Source organism: Thermonema lapsum (genome assembly GCF_011761635.1).
In the GTDB taxonomy this organism is placed as follows: Bacteria; Bacteroidota; Bacteroidia; order Cytophagales; family Thermonemataceae; genus Thermonema; species Thermonema lapsum.
Window position 1 is genome coordinate 557,441 of sequence record NZ_JAASRN010000001.1, and the last position, 16,613, is coordinate 574,053.

At 45.8% G+C, this 16,613-nt stretch carries 12 protein-coding genes; 6 read left to right on the top strand and 6 right to left on the bottom strand.

Annotated elements, in window-relative coordinates:
• Positions 1-2,205 (top strand): hypothetical protein, encoded by a 2,205-nt coding sequence (locus FHS56_RS02375; protein ID WP_166918277.1) that lies wholly within the window; start codon positions 1-3, stop codon positions 2,203-2,205.
• A 268-nt stretch (positions 2,206-2,473) separates the two neighbouring features.
• On the opposite strand, the gene FHS56_RS02380 is transcribed toward FHS56_RS02375, so the two are convergent.
• The 3 genes from FHS56_RS02380 to FHS56_RS02390 form a co-directional block, all read right to left on the bottom strand.
• A complete protein-coding gene (locus FHS56_RS02380; protein WP_166918278.1) occupies positions 2,474-2,950 on the bottom strand; it encodes a nucleoside deaminase in 477 nt (158 codons plus the stop codon).
• Between the two features lie 76 nt (positions 2,951-3,026).
• Positions 3,027-4,712 carry an AMP-binding protein gene (locus FHS56_RS02385; RefSeq protein ID WP_166918279.1) on the bottom strand — a complete coding sequence of 562 codons (1,686 nt, stop codon included), beginning with the start codon at positions 4,710-4,712 and terminating at the stop codon, positions 3,027-3,029.
• 200 nt (positions 4,713-4,912) lie between these two features.
• Positions 4,913-5,329, bottom strand: coding sequence for a hypothetical protein (locus tag FHS56_RS02390; RefSeq protein ID WP_166918280.1), 417 nt, complete (start codon positions 5,327-5,329; stop codon positions 4,913-4,915).
• Positions 5,330-5,375: 46 nt separating this feature from the next.
• Between FHS56_RS02390 and pgeF the strand changes: the two genes are divergently transcribed.
• The 3 genes from pgeF to FHS56_RS02405 all read left to right on the top strand — a co-directional run bounded on the left by pgeF (position 5,376) and on the right by FHS56_RS02405 (position 10,087).
• Positions 5,376-6,146, top strand: a complete 771-nt coding sequence (gene pgeF / locus FHS56_RS02395) for a peptidoglycan editing factor PgeF (RefSeq protein WP_166918281.1) — start codon at positions 5,376-5,378, stop codon at positions 6,144-6,146.
• Between the two features lie 23 nt (positions 6,147-6,169).
• On the top strand, positions 6,170-7,162 hold the full coding sequence (locus FHS56_RS02400; protein ID WP_166918282.1) for an isoaspartyl peptidase/L-asparaginase family protein: 993 nt from the start codon (positions 6,170-6,172) through the stop codon (positions 7,160-7,162).
• Between the two features lie 411 nt (positions 7,163-7,573).
• Positions 7,574-10,087, top strand: a complete 2,514-nt coding sequence (locus FHS56_RS02405) for a hypothetical protein (RefSeq protein ID WP_166918283.1) — start codon at positions 7,574-7,576, stop codon at positions 10,085-10,087.
• A 321-nt stretch (positions 10,088-10,408) separates the two neighbouring features.
• On the opposite strand, the gene FHS56_RS02410 is transcribed toward FHS56_RS02405, so the two are convergent.
• The 3 genes from FHS56_RS02410 to FHS56_RS02420 all read right to left on the bottom strand — a co-directional run bounded on the left by FHS56_RS02410 (position 10,409) and on the right by FHS56_RS02420 (position 14,318).
• Positions 10,409-13,111, bottom strand: coding sequence for a peptidase associated domain and porin domain-containing protein (locus FHS56_RS02410; RefSeq protein WP_166918284.1), 2,703 nt, complete (start codon positions 13,109-13,111; stop codon positions 10,409-10,411).
• A gap of 107 nt (positions 13,112-13,218) precedes the next feature.
• Positions 13,219-13,968, bottom strand: a complete 750-nt coding sequence (locus tag FHS56_RS02415) for a GLPGLI family protein (protein WP_166918285.1) — start codon at positions 13,966-13,968, stop codon at positions 13,219-13,221.
• A 98-nt stretch (positions 13,969-14,066) separates the two neighbouring features.
• Positions 14,067-14,318: a hypothetical protein gene (locus tag FHS56_RS02420; protein ID WP_166918286.1), complete on the bottom strand. Its 252-nt coding sequence runs from the start codon at positions 14,316-14,318 to the stop codon at positions 14,067-14,069.
• A 605-nt stretch (positions 14,319-14,923) separates the two neighbouring features.
• Between FHS56_RS02420 and FHS56_RS02425 the strand changes: the two genes are divergently transcribed.
• Together FHS56_RS02425 and FHS56_RS02430 are read left to right on the top strand one after the other, a co-directional pair.
• Positions 14,924-15,898 (top strand): glycosyltransferase family 2 protein, encoded by a 975-nt coding sequence (locus FHS56_RS02425; RefSeq protein WP_166918287.1) that lies wholly within the window; start codon positions 14,924-14,926, stop codon positions 15,896-15,898.
• Positions 15,867-16,586, top strand: coding sequence for a GNAT family N-acetyltransferase (locus tag FHS56_RS02430; protein ID WP_166918288.1), 720 nt, complete (start codon positions 15,867-15,869; stop codon positions 16,584-16,586). Before FHS56_RS02425 ends, FHS56_RS02430 begins: the two co-directional genes overlap by 32 nt.
• Positions 16,587-16,613 lie beyond the last annotated feature (27 nt).

Genomic DNA, 16,613 nt, shown 5'->3' on the forward strand with positions numbered 1-16,613 from the left:
ATGAAACCTGTATATAAATATTTGCTTCTTTTGTTTACGTGGTGCGCAAGTTTGGCACCCAGCTATAGTCAAAAGATAAAATACAGCCGCGACATCTATCCTTTGATACAAGAAGGCAACTACCTGCAAGCCTATCGTATGCTGCATATTTACCTTCAAAAAGACCCTGACGCCATCAATGCTTATTACCAATTAGCACGCATTAGTGAGCTGCGCGCCAACCGCTTCGACCCCCTGCTGCAAGGGCATATTGTCCTCAGGTATGCCGACAGCTGCGTTTATTATTTCTCGGAATTCGATAAACGTCTGACCGAAAAGGAACTGCGAAAAAATGCAGAGTATTACGAAGATTTCTTTGATGAAGAAGACAAAGCCAGCGGCAAGCCTAAAATAGAGATATCCGAAGTGAAGCCGGTCATATCCGAAAAGATAACTTACTATCGGCAGTTGAAAGAAAATCTAAGCAAGATACTGCATCATTTTAGCAAAGCTGTAGAGCATTATGAAGCAAGCATCAAATTGTACAATGGACTTACCGAGCGGTTTTATACCTACAAAGAACTACTCATGCTTGCCGACCAGCAGGTACTTGAAGAGCTGAACCGACTGGCAATGCACTACGATTCTACGGTGTATTATCTCGATAATTACAGAAAAGACATCGAAAAGTATCCGATTAAGGGATATAATCAACAATACACTGTACACCCCATTGTCGATTTCCGGATAGAAGGCGTAGAGCCCTTTGTGGACTTCTTAAGCCCCTCTATCCGCTTGTGGAACTACGCCCAATGGGCACGGGCAAGCATTGAACTAATACAAAAAGAAATCACTCCCTTGAAGAAATCACTAGCGGCAGCATTCAAGCAAGCCGTACAAGCAGCAGAAAACAAACAAAGCTACGAGCCAAACCTTCCTTTGCTTTTAAAACTCAACCGGTATGATTACAACTCCCTCATTGCCAATCTTATTGAATACTATACACAAAAAGCAGCCTATAGGCAGGAAAAGCAACTGCTCGCCATTGAAAGTAATTTAAGCGCTCGCGAACAATTCCAAAGATTCAGCAACTTGCTCTACTATGGAAGCAAAGCCAAAGAAGCGCTCGTGGCAAGTCAGAATGCTGTCAATGAGAAAAACTTCAAAAAATACCAAGAATTGCTTGCCGAACGATACACTTCCCTCAACGCTTTGCGTCAAACATTATCGCAAGAAGAAGTTTGGATAAGTCAAGAGGTGCAACCTCTGACAAGAGACGTAAAAGACCAAATCAGCCGTTTGCTGACAAGTGCCCCTGCAACCTCCTATGAAAACGCCCCTTTGACTGCTGCTGCTACCTGGCGCCCACTCGAGGAGGTAAAAGAGGGTGAATGGGTCGTTACCGAAGCACAAAAAGACGGTGCTGGCAATTACTACGTGTGTGGCTTCAGGCGCGAAGCCAATGACCAGCTTTCCGGCTTTGTTGGCAAAATATCTGAAGGAAAAGTCGTTTGGATGCACAAAGAAAAAAGCAAGGAAGAAGGCATCTCCATCGCCTATACCTCACTTACTCTTACCGGCGACGGTTGCCTTGTTACCTCCGTTGCTTGCCAAACAGGTAGTTACACTGTACAAAAAGCATCGGTCGAGCGCTTTAATAACGCAGGCAAGCGCATCGAAATGCTCCCACTTCCTTTTACTGAATGTCCTCGTTTCATCCGTTACAATGAAGCTTTTGGCTATTGGGCTCTGCTGAGCAAAGGGCAAAGCCTCTTTGACCCGGCTACTGACAATGAAAAAGTGCTTTTGATAGAAGCCCAAGCAAGCAATGGGCAACTCAATTGGCAGCAAGAATTCCGTCTCTTGGGCAACGTAGTGGATTTAGTACCCGTAGAACGCGGCTATGTGGTGGTAGGCAACTTCAGTGAAATCAGCTTTCCCGATGGCGAAAAGGAATTAAGTAAAGCCAATAACTTGGCGCACCATACCAATGTGTTTACTGTAAAATACAGCTCCAAATCGGGAAATCTCACAAGACGCAACTACTATACCTCCAAGCAGCCTTTAGCAGTTTACAAGGTTTACAAAGCTTCCGACAAAGCCATCCATTTACTGGGCAAAGCAGGTATCTGGCGCTTTCAGACATACCAATTTGATCCATCCGAAAGTTTGCACCTTGCCATTGATAGTAAACTGGATTTTTACTACCCCTTCCAAAAGGAATAGACAATAAAAAAACAGCTTTGTTTTAGCTTACCCCAACATCATGCAAGCGACTCCGAAAAACATGGAGTCGCTTTTTGCTTTCATCAGAAAACACGGGCATAGCTTACTCATATTGAGAAACATAAAACCGAGCCACCAACCTCCTTGCCACAACTCCAGTGAGGTACCCGACGAAACGCAAGCCATAATCAAGCTTAGTAGTACTTCACAATCTGCTGCTGTCGTGCGGCACCACTCTGCTTTTAAAAAAGCATCTCATCATGAGCACTCAATAAAGCGTCTTATCTCCTTTTTGCTGCCACAACTCAAAGGCTGACAAAGCCATTTCTCGCCCCATTTGAAGTACTTCCATACGCTTATCTTCGGCTTTCCCTTCCAAGACCTCATAAATAAAGGCGTCGTCAAAGCCGGCACGAGCCGCATCATGACGACTACAAGCATACACCAAAGTTTTTATCTTTGCCCAATAAGAGGCTGCCAAGCACATAGGACAAGGCTCACAGGTGGCATACAACACACAGTCAGACAAATCGAAGCGCCCTAAGATAGCCGAAGCACGTCGGATGGCTACTACTTCGGCATGTGCCGTAGGGTCGTTGGTTTTCAATACTTCGTTGTGAGCAAGGGCTATGAGTTCGCCACGGCGTACAATCGCGGCTCCAAAAGGTCCTCCGTCATTACTCAATACCCCCTTTTTGGCTTCTTCCACTGCCAATTGCAAAAAATGTAAATGCTCGTTTTTCATTCTCTTAACTTTTTATTTCCCAGTAAAAAAAGAAAGAGCCACCTGAAAGGCAGCCCTTCCCTTGATTTTTTTCTTCTTAGGCAGAAGCCTCTGTTTTTTTCATCTCTTCCTCTTTGAGTTTGCGCCGCAAAATCTTGCCCACATTGGATTTAGGCAGCTCATCGCGAAACTCTATGTATTTGGGCAGCTTGTAACCCGCCAGATTTTCCTTGCAATAAGCCATCAATTCTTCTTCGGTAAGTGAGGGGTCTTTTTTCACTACAAAGAGTTTGACACGCTCCGTAGACTGCGGGTCAGGCACTCCTATAGCTGCTACCTCCAGCACTTTCGGATGTCCTGCCACCACCTCTTCTACTTCATTAGGATATACATTGAATCCAGATACCAAAATCATATCTTTTTTGCGGTCCACGATGCGGAAGAAACCGTCGGCATCCATCGCGCCGATGTCGCCTGTCTTGAACCATCCATCTTCGGTCATCACTTTGGCGGTCTCATCGGGGCGATTCCAGTAGCCTTTCATCACCTGCGGACCTCTTGCCCAGATTTCGCCCGGCTCATCAATAACTGCTTCTGTTCCATCTTCTTTGACAATTTTCATCTCAGTGCTGGGCATGGGCAAGCCAATAGTACCGATACGGGCGGTGCCATCCAAAGGATTGCAGCTCAGCACGGGCGAGGTCTCACTCAATCCATACCCCTCGGCTATGGTGGTGCCAGTTACTTCTTTCCAGCGCTCGGCTACCGGGCGTTGCGTAGCCATTCCACCAGCCACCACATATTTAGCCCGCGAAAAATCTACCTCCTTGAATTCGGGATGATTGAGTAAGGCATTGAACAGGGTATTCAAGCCCGTCATCGTAGTGAACTTGTGTTTTTTCAATTCTTTGATGAAGCCGGGGATATCACGCGGGTTGGCAATCAATACATTCTTTGCGCCCACATTGAACATGAGAAAACAGTTCACTGTAAGAGCAAACACGTGATACAAGGGCAATGGCGTAATGGCTATTTCCTTGCCTTCTTCGAGCCCCAACATCCACGCTTTAATCATCAACAGGTTGGCTACCATGTTACGATGCGTAAGCATCGCTCCTTTCGATACGCCTGTGGTTCCTCCTGTATATTGTAAAAAAGCCAATTCCTGATTATTGATTTCCGGACGCACATACTGCGCTTTTTCTCCCTTAGACAAAGCATCCAAAAAACCAACTGCCCCCGGTATGTTATATTTGGGCACCATCTTCTTGACGTACTTCACTACAAAGTTGACCAAGAAGCGTTTGAAGCCCAGCATATCACCTATTTCTGTGACTATTACATGCTTGATTTGTGTTTTGGGCAGTATGTGTGCCAGTTTGTCGGCAAAGTTTGCCAAAATGATGACTGCCTTTACCTCTGCGTCATTGTACTGGTGTTCCATTTCCCGCTCGGTATAGAGGGGGTTCACATTGACCACCGTCAAGCCTGCACGCAGGGCACCAAACAAAGCCACCGGGTACTGCATGACATTGGGCATCTGAATGCCAAACTTATCGCCTTTCTTCAAGCCCAAACTTTGCAGGTAAGCTGCAAAATGCTTCGACTTCTCTTCCACCTCCCGGTAGCTCATCACACATCCCATAAATTCATACGCCGGTAAATCAGAAAACTTGCGGAAGCTTTCTTCCAGCATATCTACCAAAGAGCTGTACTGTTCTGGGTTGATTTCATGTGGCACCCCCGCAGGGTAGCTTTTGAACCATGGATAATCGCTTTTCATAACCGTATTTGTTTGTTTCCTACTTTTAAAAATAACAGAAATTTGCTTTTCGACAAAAAAATAAAATTTTTTAAGCAAGAAAATGAGAGTGCAGCATATTATTCTGCAATTTGAGTATATTTTTCGGTTATTTTACTGAGAATCAAAGATACCTTCCAAAAGCATTTTGAGCAAAAAATCAATACATTCCTTTGCAAGTGCTATTCGGACAAGTGCAATATCTGAAGCACTTTCAAACAACGTTTTCCCGGTATGACATCCCATGCATAGCGTATCTTGTATTCGAAAGGATGCCCGTCGCTCCATCTGCCCTTTACGTAAACCATCAGGGTATTATCTTCTATCCACCAATTGCCTGTAGCTATGGGCACTTCCGGTGACTCGCAAATGGCAGAGCCTTCGGGTATGAATAAGCGTAAGTGGCGATTTTTTTCGAAAGAAAGCAAGAGATAAGCCCCTTCTCTTTTGGGAACGGAATCTAAGCAAAAGGTGTCCTGCGTGAACCAAGCTGACTCATGAAGCAGCCACTGCCCCTGCCAGGAAGCATTTTGCGCTATGCCCAAGTATCCGTTCAAACACAGGCACAAAAGCAAACAAGCACTTGCATTCCTTCTCACAATTGTTGAATTTAATGGACGAATATACGCAAAAGAGCGGCAGTGTATGCAAGCCCCCCTATCGATTAGCCCCTTTCACTTCGGTACAAAAGTCAAACACCTGATTACCACACGCTGCGGTGGCTACAGCCAAGCGCCCTATGCCTCACTCAATTTGGCTATGCATGTAGGCGACTGCTCTGTCCGGGTGCAAAAGAACCGCCTGCTGGTAGCTCGCCAACTGGATATTGCTCCCGAACAGCTTTGTTTTATGGAACAAGTACACGGCGACACCGTGGCACTTATTGATAAGGAGAACGAAACACCCCCCATCGCCGACGCCATGCTCACCCAGCAAAAGGGATTGGCATTGTGCGTGCTCACAGCCGACTGCCTGCCCTTACTGCTTTATGCTCCTCAAGTAGGCGCTGTGGGTGTAATACACGCCGGATGGCGCGGCTTGGCTCAACAAATCATTGCTCAAAGCCTCAAGAAAATGCAAGAAGCCTATGGTGCTTTGCCGCAGCAAATCTTGGTAGGCATCGGTCCGCATATCTCTGTCCAACATTACGAAGTGGGCGAAGAAGTCATAAACGCACTGCAGCGGAGCGTACCCGCCGACTTACGGCACAAGATATACATACGAAAAAACGCAAGTGGACGTTATCATGCTGACCTTTTGGCTGTAGCACGTGCTCAACTCATGGCAGCAGGCGTACCGCCCGAAAATATTCAATACCATGCGTTATGCACTTATGCAGCCAACGACCGTTTCTATTCTGCCCGCCGCGAGGGCATCAAAAGCGGACGTTTCGCCTCTGTCATTATGCTCATGTAGAACCCAATATAAATTCACAACTTATGCGTACTTTTTTACTCATCACCCTTTGCATGCTGCTACTTGCTGCTGCAAGCTACGCGCAATCGCCCATAGCCATCGTGGTACATGGCGGTGCAGGTACCATCTCGCGTGACCGCATGACCCCAGAGCTGGAAAAAGCCTACCGTCAAAAGCTGGAAGAAGCCCTGCGCAAGGGCTATGAAATCTTGCAAAACGGAGGCAGCAGCTTAGATGCTATAGAAGCAAGCATACAGGTATTAGAAGAGTCGCCCCTGTTCAATGCTGGTCGCGGGGCGGTATTCACCGATGCCGGCACCAACGAACTGGATGCCTCCATCATGGATGGCAAAACCTTGAATGCCGGCGCTGTGGCAGGCGTCAGGCGCATCAAAAGTCCCATAAAAGCAGCCCGTGCAGTGATGGAACGCTCGCCCCATGTGATGATGACCGGCGAGGGAGCCGAAGCATTCGCCCGTTCGGTGGGCTTAGAGATGGTAAAGCCAGATTATTTCAAAGATGAAAAACGCTACCAGCAGTACCTGCGGGCAAAACAGAAAAGTGGTAAACAAAGTCTTGACTATGAAGAAATAGAAAAACACGGTACAGTAGGCTGTGTAGCACTGGACAAGCAGGGTAATTTGGCAGCGGGCACCTCTACGGGAGGCATGATGCTCAAGCGCTTCGGACGTGTGGGGGACTCGCCCATCATAGGCGCTGGCACCTATGCCGACAACGAAGCCTGCGGAGTATCGGCAACCGGCTGGGGTGAATTTTTCATACGGCTTGCCGTAGCACACGACATCGTAGCCTTGATGAAATACAAAGGTTTGGGTGTGCAGGAAGCAGCCCAAGCCGTCATAGACAAGGTAGGGCAATTGGGTGGCGACGGGGGCGTCATAGCCATGGACCGTCAAGGCAACATAGCCATGCCCTTCAACACCAAAGGGATGTATCGTGGCTATATCGACACCCAAGGGCAGCTGAAAGTGATGATTTACGACGATGAGCAGTAAATACCTCTTGCGGGCTGCCCTCAAAGGCAGCCTTTTTTAGCACGCACTGCATGCCATCATACTACTTCCTCATCAAATAGGCAAAATTTCAAAAATTAAGAAAATGCAATTTTGGCAAGACTAAATTATAGAGTTTTTAAAAGAAAGTATTACATCTCTGAGCAAGGAATACTACAAGGCTTTTTGTATTTCACAATACGTAAAGACTTTTTATTTCAAAAAGAAAATACATAACCGCGGCAAAAATAAGTACACACAAATCAACTAAAGCTTACACATTGTCGTACTGTTTTATTTGACAATCCACCGCCTTTTTTTGAAATTGTAGATTAAAATAACCCTTGCTTACGCTTTAAAGCCATGAATGTGCTTGTTTTATTACAGCAAAAAACAAAACTAACACTCAATGTTATGAGACCTCGCCTGCACCTTATATGCCTGCTTTTTCTCTTTGCCTTCATGCATATAGTATGGGCACAAAATGAGCCCATACATCACCGTCAGCAGTTTACCATCCGGGCTTTTCAGCTCAATCACGAGGATGTACATGAAGGGAAACGTTTTATCAAAGCTACCTTCGACTGTTCTTTCAAGTTTCCGATAAAAGACTTGAGCCATTCTCGCTATAAGTTTTATGCGGTAATCAAAGAAGCGGCATCTGGCAAGGTAGTATATAAAAACCCTAAAAACTATGTAGCGGCTCTTGCTACCGAAAGCTTTTCTCAACCGGGCAAAGCTTTTGCCGAGGGGCTTATCTTGCGTGTACCGCACAATGAGCTGACATTGCCACCCGGCAAAAATAGCCTCATCTTTGAACTACATGCCCTCAGCGGCGAGTTTGAAAATCCCAAAGATTTTGGTAGCATTTACCAGAAGCCATTTAGCATAGAGAAAGAGCAAGGGAAGCGGTCTTTGGACTTCGCCGAGCAGTCGTTCAGCTTCGACCATCTGTTGCTGCAAGCCGATGCCAAAAGCGGTACGAAAGGATTCAATGTCCGCTTTAATTTAAAAGCGGCACACCCGCATGACGCTTTCTTAGCACCCGACCGCCCTGCCGAGGCAGGTACTTTCTTGGTGGGACTTATCATTACTGACAGCAGCGGACAGGTAGTGTTTCAAACCAACGAGGGTGAACGTTGGTTTGAGCGCTGGGCTAAGATACAACCCATCGAGAACCCCAAATTTGACCGTCAAATCATAGAAGAAATCGAGTTGTTCGTGCCCTATGAGCGTCTCCGCCTCGAACCCGGCAACCACCAAGTAAACATCCAAGTAGTGGCATACAACTTTGACCGCAGCCACCGCTATAAAGCCGGCGAGCAGTCGCTCATAGTATTCAAGCCCAAGATGTATCCTTATAGCGCCCAAGAGGTCAATTTCAGCAGGCTTTCGGTCGATGAAAAACAAAAGAAACAAGGGCTCCACGGCTTGGTGGTGTCGGCACAAGGTAGCTTCCGTTACGGGTATGAGGTCATAAAGGGAGCAGGTAGCAACCCTGCCCTGGCGTATTACTGTCTGTATGCCACACTGGAAACCGAAGACGGGCAGCTGCTTTATGAACCCCGAAATACCCCCGATTACTATTTTAACCAAGCCACAAGCTATCATTATCTCATCACCAAGCCGTCGGAATCGATGCTACACTTTTCCGGCGACTGGCTTATTCCCTACAAAGACATAGACCTGCCGCAAGGGAAGCAAGAGGCATGGTTGGTGCTTCATCTCACCGATTTACAAGGTAAGGTACATAAAAAAGTCATCCACCGGCAAAAAATATCATTCGAACAGCCTGCCCGCTACCGAGTGCAGACGCAGCAAAGCCGGCTGATACTGCGCCCCTATTCGGCATGGAGCAACGAGCGCCACAACATACCTGCTTATCCGCAGTACATCCGAAAAAAAGCGCCCAATGTATTTGTGCAGGCAGTCATAGGCAAAGACATCTTCGGGCAAAGTGTGGTTTACCCCGAAGCCAGCGAGGTACCTGCCCAGTCGTTTGTAACCTATGCTGCCGAAGGCGATGCCTTGCAATGGCAAATATGGCATGCTGACCCTTCCGGGCAACATATGCTCTTGACAGTATACGAATGGACTGCCCAAAACAATCATAAAGAAATTGTTTTAAATCAAGGGGTGGCAGAATCGGGTAGCCTGAAAATAGAAAGCAAACCTGCCATAGAAGTGATGGCACGCAACCTCACGCTTTCGCCTACCTTCTATCAAGAAGTGCAAGGCTATGAGGTGAGTGTAGTGCTGCGCACGCGTAACTTCGATGAGTCGCAAGTTCTTCTTTTTGTGGATTATGAAGACAGCACCTTCACAGGCAAAAAAAATATTCCTTATATCCACCTTATCAAGGGGAAAGCCAAAATCCAGCATGAAGGATATGAACTGGAAGCTGGCACCGGAGAATGGAAATTCTTCTTGCCGCTTTATGCCGTAGAAGAAGGCAAACACATAAGAGTGGCGCTGAAAGACAAAGAAGCGAATTTTATGCATGCGATGCTTCGCGTGCCTCTGCCTGCTACTTTACCCTCAACCCACTTGATGCGTGTCGATTTCGTAGATAGCCGCAAACAAAAAATAGAAGGCACAGAACATACCGTCTTGCGCTTCCATTATGAAATGCCCGATTTGGTATTGGCAGATTGGGGCACAAGCTTGCGCCTTTATTTCCGCCTGCTCAATGAAGATAAGGAAATCAACGACATGATTACCCAAACACAACCGGTGAGCGAGGCAGGAGAGTTCCGCCCTAAACTTACCAAAGGTTATTTTGAAATATACATCCCTACTGCCAAGTTGTGCGAACTCAAACCTGCCGCCTGGAGTGTCGAATGGAAAAGCAATCTGCGTCATGAAGCCCCCAAGATGCTGAAAATAGAAAATGAAACGCTTTGTATGGAGCGACTGGCACAGTATTAAAAACAGTTTAAGGAGTACAAGCTAATAAAAGACCGGAAAAAGCAGCCCGGTCTTTTTTTATGCTTAAAATACTCTTACCATTCTAGAAAGCGTAAATAATTTCACCTCATTTCGAAGCTCACACATAGCCTGTCATCTCAAAAAAGCGAAGCGAGTGAAAGGCGTCAGACAAAGCATATCACAAAAATCAATAAGGCTCATCGCTTGCCATCGAAAGGAGAAAAGGAAAGACAGAGTAAAAGAGAAAGGCAAAAAGGCTCAGAAAGAAAAAAAGGAAGTGCCCGCAGTAACCAAAGACACTTCCCAAAACAAACAAAATCCTTAAAACGTCCGTCTTACCCCTATTTTCACATAGCGTGGCAACACACGCCTGTAGTTCGTATTGATAAGCAAAGGACTTACGTCTTGCATCACAAACTCACGGTTATTCAAAAGATTGCCTGCCGACAACTCTAACTGCCACTTTGGAGTAATATATTTTAGTGCGGCGTTCAGCTCCCAAAAAGTGGCAGATTGGGCATCGTAGAAATAAACATATCGGCTGCTTGTGGATACCAGCAGGCGCTCCAATATCAACTCATAGTCTGCACCCAGAGAAGAAGAAAACATACGCTGCACTGGCACGCCTTCTATCAATTCATTGCGAAAAGCATAGTTCGACAGCTTGTTTTTACAGGTGAGCTTCCATCGGCTGCCCATGCCTCCATAATAAAAATTCAGTTCCGTCATCCAGCGCAGGGCATCGGAGCGGTAGGTAGTGCTGTCGGCTCCGTTTATGTTTTCTTGCCCGTTTTGTAGAAAAGACTGCACGAACTCAAACTTTGCTGCCGGGTCGATAAAGTTTTTACTCAGCTGTATTTCCGCAAGCAGATAACTACTTAATTGCTGGGCATAAATTTGCTCAATAAAAGGCAAGTTTTGCGTATTGTAAATTGGAGCATTATAAATCTTTCCCCAATTTATTACTATAAAGCAATCCCATTGGTTATACCAGTCTTTATAAAGCGTGAAAGAGAAAGCCTCACCCAATCGTGGTTTCAAATCTACGACACGCGTGCGCCGGATACTACGAAACCCTTCCAACTCATCGCCGGGCGATAGCGCAAGTAAGGGGAAGCTTACTAAACGACGTTCATAGCCAGTCGTTAGCTGCCAATCAAGGATGTTGCTTGAAAGCTCTACTTCCACCTCCAAGTTATTGGTGTTGTTGTATGTGCTTTCCACAAGCGAAGGATACCATACATGAGCCCAACGCCATGTATGCTTGAGCTTCAGTGCTCCCCACCTCCACTGATGCGAAAGGAAAGGGCTCAGTCTCCAAGATTGCAAGCCGAAAACAGCTCCACTCAACGTATGAGCTGCAAGAGGTTGCCACTTAGCTCCTGTATCCAAAAAAGCTTGCTTTTCAGCATCCAAGCCGTGTCTCTCCATATCGGCACCCAAGCGAAAGTCGCCTCCTCGCTCATGGGCATATTGCACAAGCAAAGAAGTGCGCCATAAATTGTGCTTATAAGCACGCACTTGTCGAAAATTTCTAATGAGGCTGCCTTTATCATCCTGAAGGTAGACGATATAGGTTGAATCATTGTGCAGGAGCCGGTCATCGGCATTATGAGTTTGCTTCATATAACCAGCCTTTAATTGTATAGCCCAAGAGCGACCAATGAGACGCTCATAAAATAAAGAGGGTAAAAGAGCAAAACTTGACTGCCAACGGCGAAAGTCATACGATAAACCAGCAACACGCTCGTAGTTTAACTCATGAGGAGATAGGGAATTATAATCTATATTCAAGCTTAAACGGCTCTTGGTATTTTCGGTATCTAAACTCCAAAGCAACTTAGTCTTATTTTTAAAGTCCAGCTGAAAAACTTCATTGCGCCATTGGTTATCCCCCCCTCCTGCCAAACTCCAAGAGCTATTCATACTGGTAGTCAGCTCATTGTATTGATTAAAAGAAGCCAAGGTCAATTCCGAGTGCGGAGTAAGCTGCCATTTAAAACTACCTCCCACAATGGTGTTTGGGTTGCGCAAATAATCGTTCACACCGTACAACTCAGCAGCATAAGCATCCCTATTCTTTATTTCTTCAAAATCCATACCCAACGAACCAAACAATTCTTGCATAGCTTCTGCACCAATGCTGCGCACATTATAGATAGAAATCTCAGTAATTCCCAGCGGTTCTTGCTCAGCAATCAACTGCGCGGCTGTGTGCTTGCCTATATGCATCATATTAGCCAATCCACCACCGCTAATTTCTTCTTCCTGAAGGCTCGCCTCGACACCTACCCTTCCAAAAAAGGACTGTTTAATATCTTTTTTCAACTTAACATCCAAAACCAGTAGTTCATTACGGTCAAGCAGGCTGTTTTTCAACTTATGATTTTTTTCATTGGTGCGCACTTCCACACTTTCCACCTTCGAAGGGTCTATAGAACGAGTAACAACGGCTGTTCCCACATTCGATACTTCCTTGCCATCGACCAATACTTTCTGAATAATCTTACCATTGTACTGAATATCGCCATTGGGCAGCACCACAAAGCCGGGCATCTTGCGCAACACATCTTCCAGCGTTTGGTCACCGGCTTGTTGCCAGTGCTCTATGTTATATATAATGGTATCTTGCTTGACAATAATAGGTGGAGCTTCCTGCACTACCACCTCGCCCAGTTCGAGCTCCTGCGGCTGCAGAGCTGCCCGTATGACCACCGGCGCCGTGTTTTCCTCTGCCAACACCAGCAACTGCGTATATTCTCGGTAGCTTAAATGACGTATAAGCACACGCAGTACACGCAGCTCGCCTGTATAAGACAAGGCGAAGCGCCCCTCTTGGTCTGTGAGCGTGTAGGCAAGTGGCTGCTCGCTCTGTTGCGCCAACAACAATATCATGGCAGCAGGTACAGGCTCACCCGTCTGAGCATCCATTACCTCTCCTTTTATTTGATACTGGGCATGTAGGCGAGCTGCTACACAGAAAAACAAGAGTATTAAAAGAATAAAAGAGCAATTCTTTTTCATATCCCTGCCTCTCGGTTTTGAAGATTATTTAATGAAAAGAAGCCCTGGGGGCTTCTCGATACAAGCATAACATATTGCATATTGACTATTAGCTTGCTTTTAAATGCTTATTTTTTACGTTTTCTTTTCTCTTTCTCGTATCTACTATAAAACTCCCAATAATGAGCCTCTTTAATTGACTCCACCGCTTCCCCTTCTTGAAGTGAATCGCAGCTCAGCACATATCCATTTGCTTTTTCTACTTTTTGAGCCTCTACAAGTACATGCTCCCCTCTCGAAGAACTAATTACTACTTGCAGCACCACACCGGGCAAGCCTGTATAAAACAAATAACCATCTCTGGCAGGAATAGCAGTAGTGTACCAAAAATGATAATCAACTACTCTGATTTTCCTTTGCTCATACTCCAATAGCGGATGACGCGCTACTTCTTGCACCGTAAGTACAGCTTCTTGACAAGGATAACCCAAGATTTCTTTCTGTTTACCTGTAAATTGCCAACGAAGCTCCAGCACAGGCTCCACAGCATAAATAGCAGAAGAGTCCTTGAATTTGCGCCGGTAAGTTACTTTTTTATCGAGATAATTCACACACACGTCAAATGCATTGAAAGGCTCATCCACCTCCAAATTGGGGAACTCTGGCAACTCAGCCTTATAAGTTCTCGCCGGTCTTCTCAAAGTAAAAAGCGCCCTGTCAGCCGTAAGATAGGCATGAGCCTCATAAGGTAACGAATACCTCAGGTCTTGTATCTTATACACAAGATGTAAATAAGAGGAGGTTGTTTGCCCAAACGCTTCAAATAAGCTTACACTAAAAAGCACCGCTGCCAGTAAGAAAAAATTTTTTCCTTTCATATGCCATTGTCTTTTTGTAACCTTTCAAATAAAAAAAATGACTGCTGCAAGTATTGGATAAAACAAGCCAATACTCACAACAGTCTTATTGCTTATTCTTAATCGCTAATTTCCAGTACAGTTTCTGCCAGTTTTCTACAATTACAGAGGGTACATGTAATGACCGTCCCGTTCGATAATCTCACTTTACAACTTAAAGCGTTTGCCTCTTCTTTTGCATCATTAGACACTACCACCTCTTTGGTAGCTTTTAACTCCTCATTGCCTTTCTTTCCTTTTCCCCCACCGTTCTCAGCCAAGAGAACTGATGTAGCAGCAAGAATCAAGAATGAAGCCAATACTTTTTTCATGAGTTTAATTTTTTTGAAGTTTAACATGATTTAGCAACAGTTACCGGTACCGGGTCAAGCTGCAAAGCACAAAGGACATGCTTAGCTAGCATCGCATATCTTGTACTCACAGATTGACAGCGCAATAATAATAATAATGCACAAGTACTTTTTTAAAAAAAATCAACAAAAAACAAAAATACACTTTAAACTTCACCTAAGTTTGTACACAGAAAAAGCTGTATAAAAGACAAACTTATTCGACACTATGATTCTTGCAAACAAAGTCAAAGTGTTCAAAAAGTAAGGCACAAGACTTAAAATGACAAAAAAGAGAAAGTTCCACTTAACATAAACGAACCCTGTCATTTCGAAGCTCACGCAGTGAGGTGAAAAATCTCCTCAAATCATATCACAAGAAGCCATGAAATTTCTCCTTAGTGCTCGAAATGACAAAGAGCAAAAAATCAGGAACACACGAAAAAGAACTTACCCACCTCTGAAACAAGGCGTATTCACCCCATAAAAACAATTCACACCAACACCGAGGTACTCGGTACAAGAGACTGCACCAAAGATTTGCTTTTTGTATCTTCGTTTTTTGAAAGCAACTTTTGGCACTGTTCATGACACAAACACCTCAACTATCGATTGTAAGCCCTGTATATGAAGCCGAAGCGGTATTGCCGCTGTTGCTGGAACAAGTACATGCGACAGTTGAGGGATTAGGCTGCTCTTATGAAATAATTTTGGTAGATGACGGCAGCAGCGATGGTTCATGGCAATATATGCAGGCACAAGCCCGCTGCCATGAACACATCAAAGCCATACGCCTGAGCCGTAACTTTGGACAACACCATGCCATCACCGCCGGACTGGACATAGCCCGGGGCGAATGGGTAGTAGTCATGGACTGCGACTTGGAAGACCCCCCCCAAGCCATTGCCTTGCTCTGGGAGGCTGCCATGGTAGGCGATTGCGACATGGTACTTGCCCGACGCATATACCGCCGCCATGCCTTCTACAAGCAAGCCGGAGGGCGCTTGTTTTACCACTTGCTTCACTGGCTCAGTGGGCGCCGCTACGACCCTGCTATTGCCAACTTCGGCATTTATCACCGTAAAGTGGTGGACACGCTGCGCCGCATGCGCGAACCTGTCCGTTTCTTTCCTGCTATGGTGCAATGGACCGGCTTCAAAAGCAAAACTATAGACATCGTGCACCAACGCCGCCCTGACGGGCAGCACAGCAGCTATAACCTGCACAAGCTACTAAGCCTTGCCATCAACGTAATGCTTACACAGTCGGCACGTCCTATGTGGCTGATTGTTCAGTTAGGCATCGGCTTTGCCGGCTTCGCTTTTCTTTTCAGTCTTATTACTTTGATTCGTTACTTCTTAGGATATATCACCGTTCTGGGCTATGCCAGCCTCATGATATCGATATGGTTTTTGGCGGGAGTATTGCTTGCATGCATGGGATTGGTGGGGCTTTATATAGGCAAAATATTTGAAGCTGTCCAGGGACGTCCTTTGTATATCATTTCCGAATCTGTGAATGTACCAACAAGTGAACATAGAAATATTACCGTGGGACAGTGATTTTTTCGGTTATCTCGTGGGACGTTGCGTTTTTTCTCCAAACGATGATATTGCCCTCCTGCTGCCCCGACTCCTCGACCAAGCCCAGAGGGCACAGCTTCGCTTGCTGTATGTTTATACGCCGGTTCAGCCCGGCATCATCAAAACGATGGAAACAAACGGCGGCTTGTGGGTAGACCGTAAGGTTTTTCTTTGCCGTGCTTTGGAAAACAACGCTCCGCTTCTCTCCACTCAAAAGGTAAGGGAATATAATCTGCCCTATCCTACTGCCGGCTTGGAATCGCTCGCGCTGCTGAGCGGCAGCCACTCCCGCTTTTGCAGAGATAAGCACTTCCGAAATCGAGAATTTGAACGCCTTTACTACCACTGGATTGCCCAATGCTTGAAGTCAACAGACACCCAAGTATGGATTTGTGGCAACGAACATCAGCCAGAAGCTTTGCTGGCTTTGCGCTTAGCGCCCCCCACGGCTTATGTCGAACTCATAGCCGTAACCTCTTCGGAATGGGGCAGGGGCATAGGCAAGCAGCTCATGCACAAAGCCTATGCTTGTGCGCGGGGGGCAGGTTGCCGCTACATTCGCCTCAACACCCAATACCACAATCAACAGGCGATGCGCTTCTATAAAAAAGAAGGCTTTCAAACCGAAAAGGAAAACTATGTCTTTCATTTCTGGTTTCCAGAATAACCGCTTCCGTTTTGTAAATTTGACTTA

Excerpts from the sequence above, each read along its gene's own strand:
- FHS56_RS02375 (WP_166918277.1), top strand. The coding sequence starts at position 1 with ATGAAACCTGTATATAAATATTTGCTTCTTTTGTTTACGTGGTGCGCA.
- FHS56_RS02380 (WP_166918278.1), bottom strand. The coding sequence starts at position 2,950 with ATGAAAAACGAGCATTTACATTTTTTGCAATTGGCAGTGGAAGAAGCC.
- FHS56_RS02385 (WP_166918279.1), bottom strand. The coding sequence starts at position 4,712 with ATGAAAAGCGATTATCCATGGTTCAAAAGCTACCCTGCGGGGGTGCCA.
- pgeF (WP_166918281.1), top strand. The coding sequence starts at position 5,376 with ATGCAAGCCCCCCTATCGATTAGCCCCTTTCACTTCGGTACAAAAGTC.
- FHS56_RS02400 (WP_166918282.1), top strand. The coding sequence starts at position 6,170 with ATGCGTACTTTTTTACTCATCACCCTTTGCATGCTGCTACTTGCTGCT.
- FHS56_RS02405 (WP_166918283.1), top strand. The coding sequence starts at position 7,574 with ATGAGACCTCGCCTGCACCTTATATGCCTGCTTTTTCTCTTTGCCTTC.
- FHS56_RS02410 (WP_166918284.1), bottom strand. The coding sequence starts at position 13,111 with ATGAAAAAGAATTGCTCTTTTATTCTTTTAATACTCTTGTTTTTCTGT.
- FHS56_RS02415 (WP_166918285.1), bottom strand. The coding sequence starts at position 13,968 with ATGAAAGGAAAAAATTTTTTCTTACTGGCAGCGGTGCTTTTTAGTGTA.
- FHS56_RS02420 (WP_166918286.1), bottom strand. The coding sequence starts at position 14,318 with ATGAAAAAAGTATTGGCTTCATTCTTGATTCTTGCTGCTACATCAGTT.
- FHS56_RS02425 (WP_166918287.1), top strand. The coding sequence starts at position 14,924 with ATGACACAAACACCTCAACTATCGATTGTAAGCCCTGTATATGAAGCC.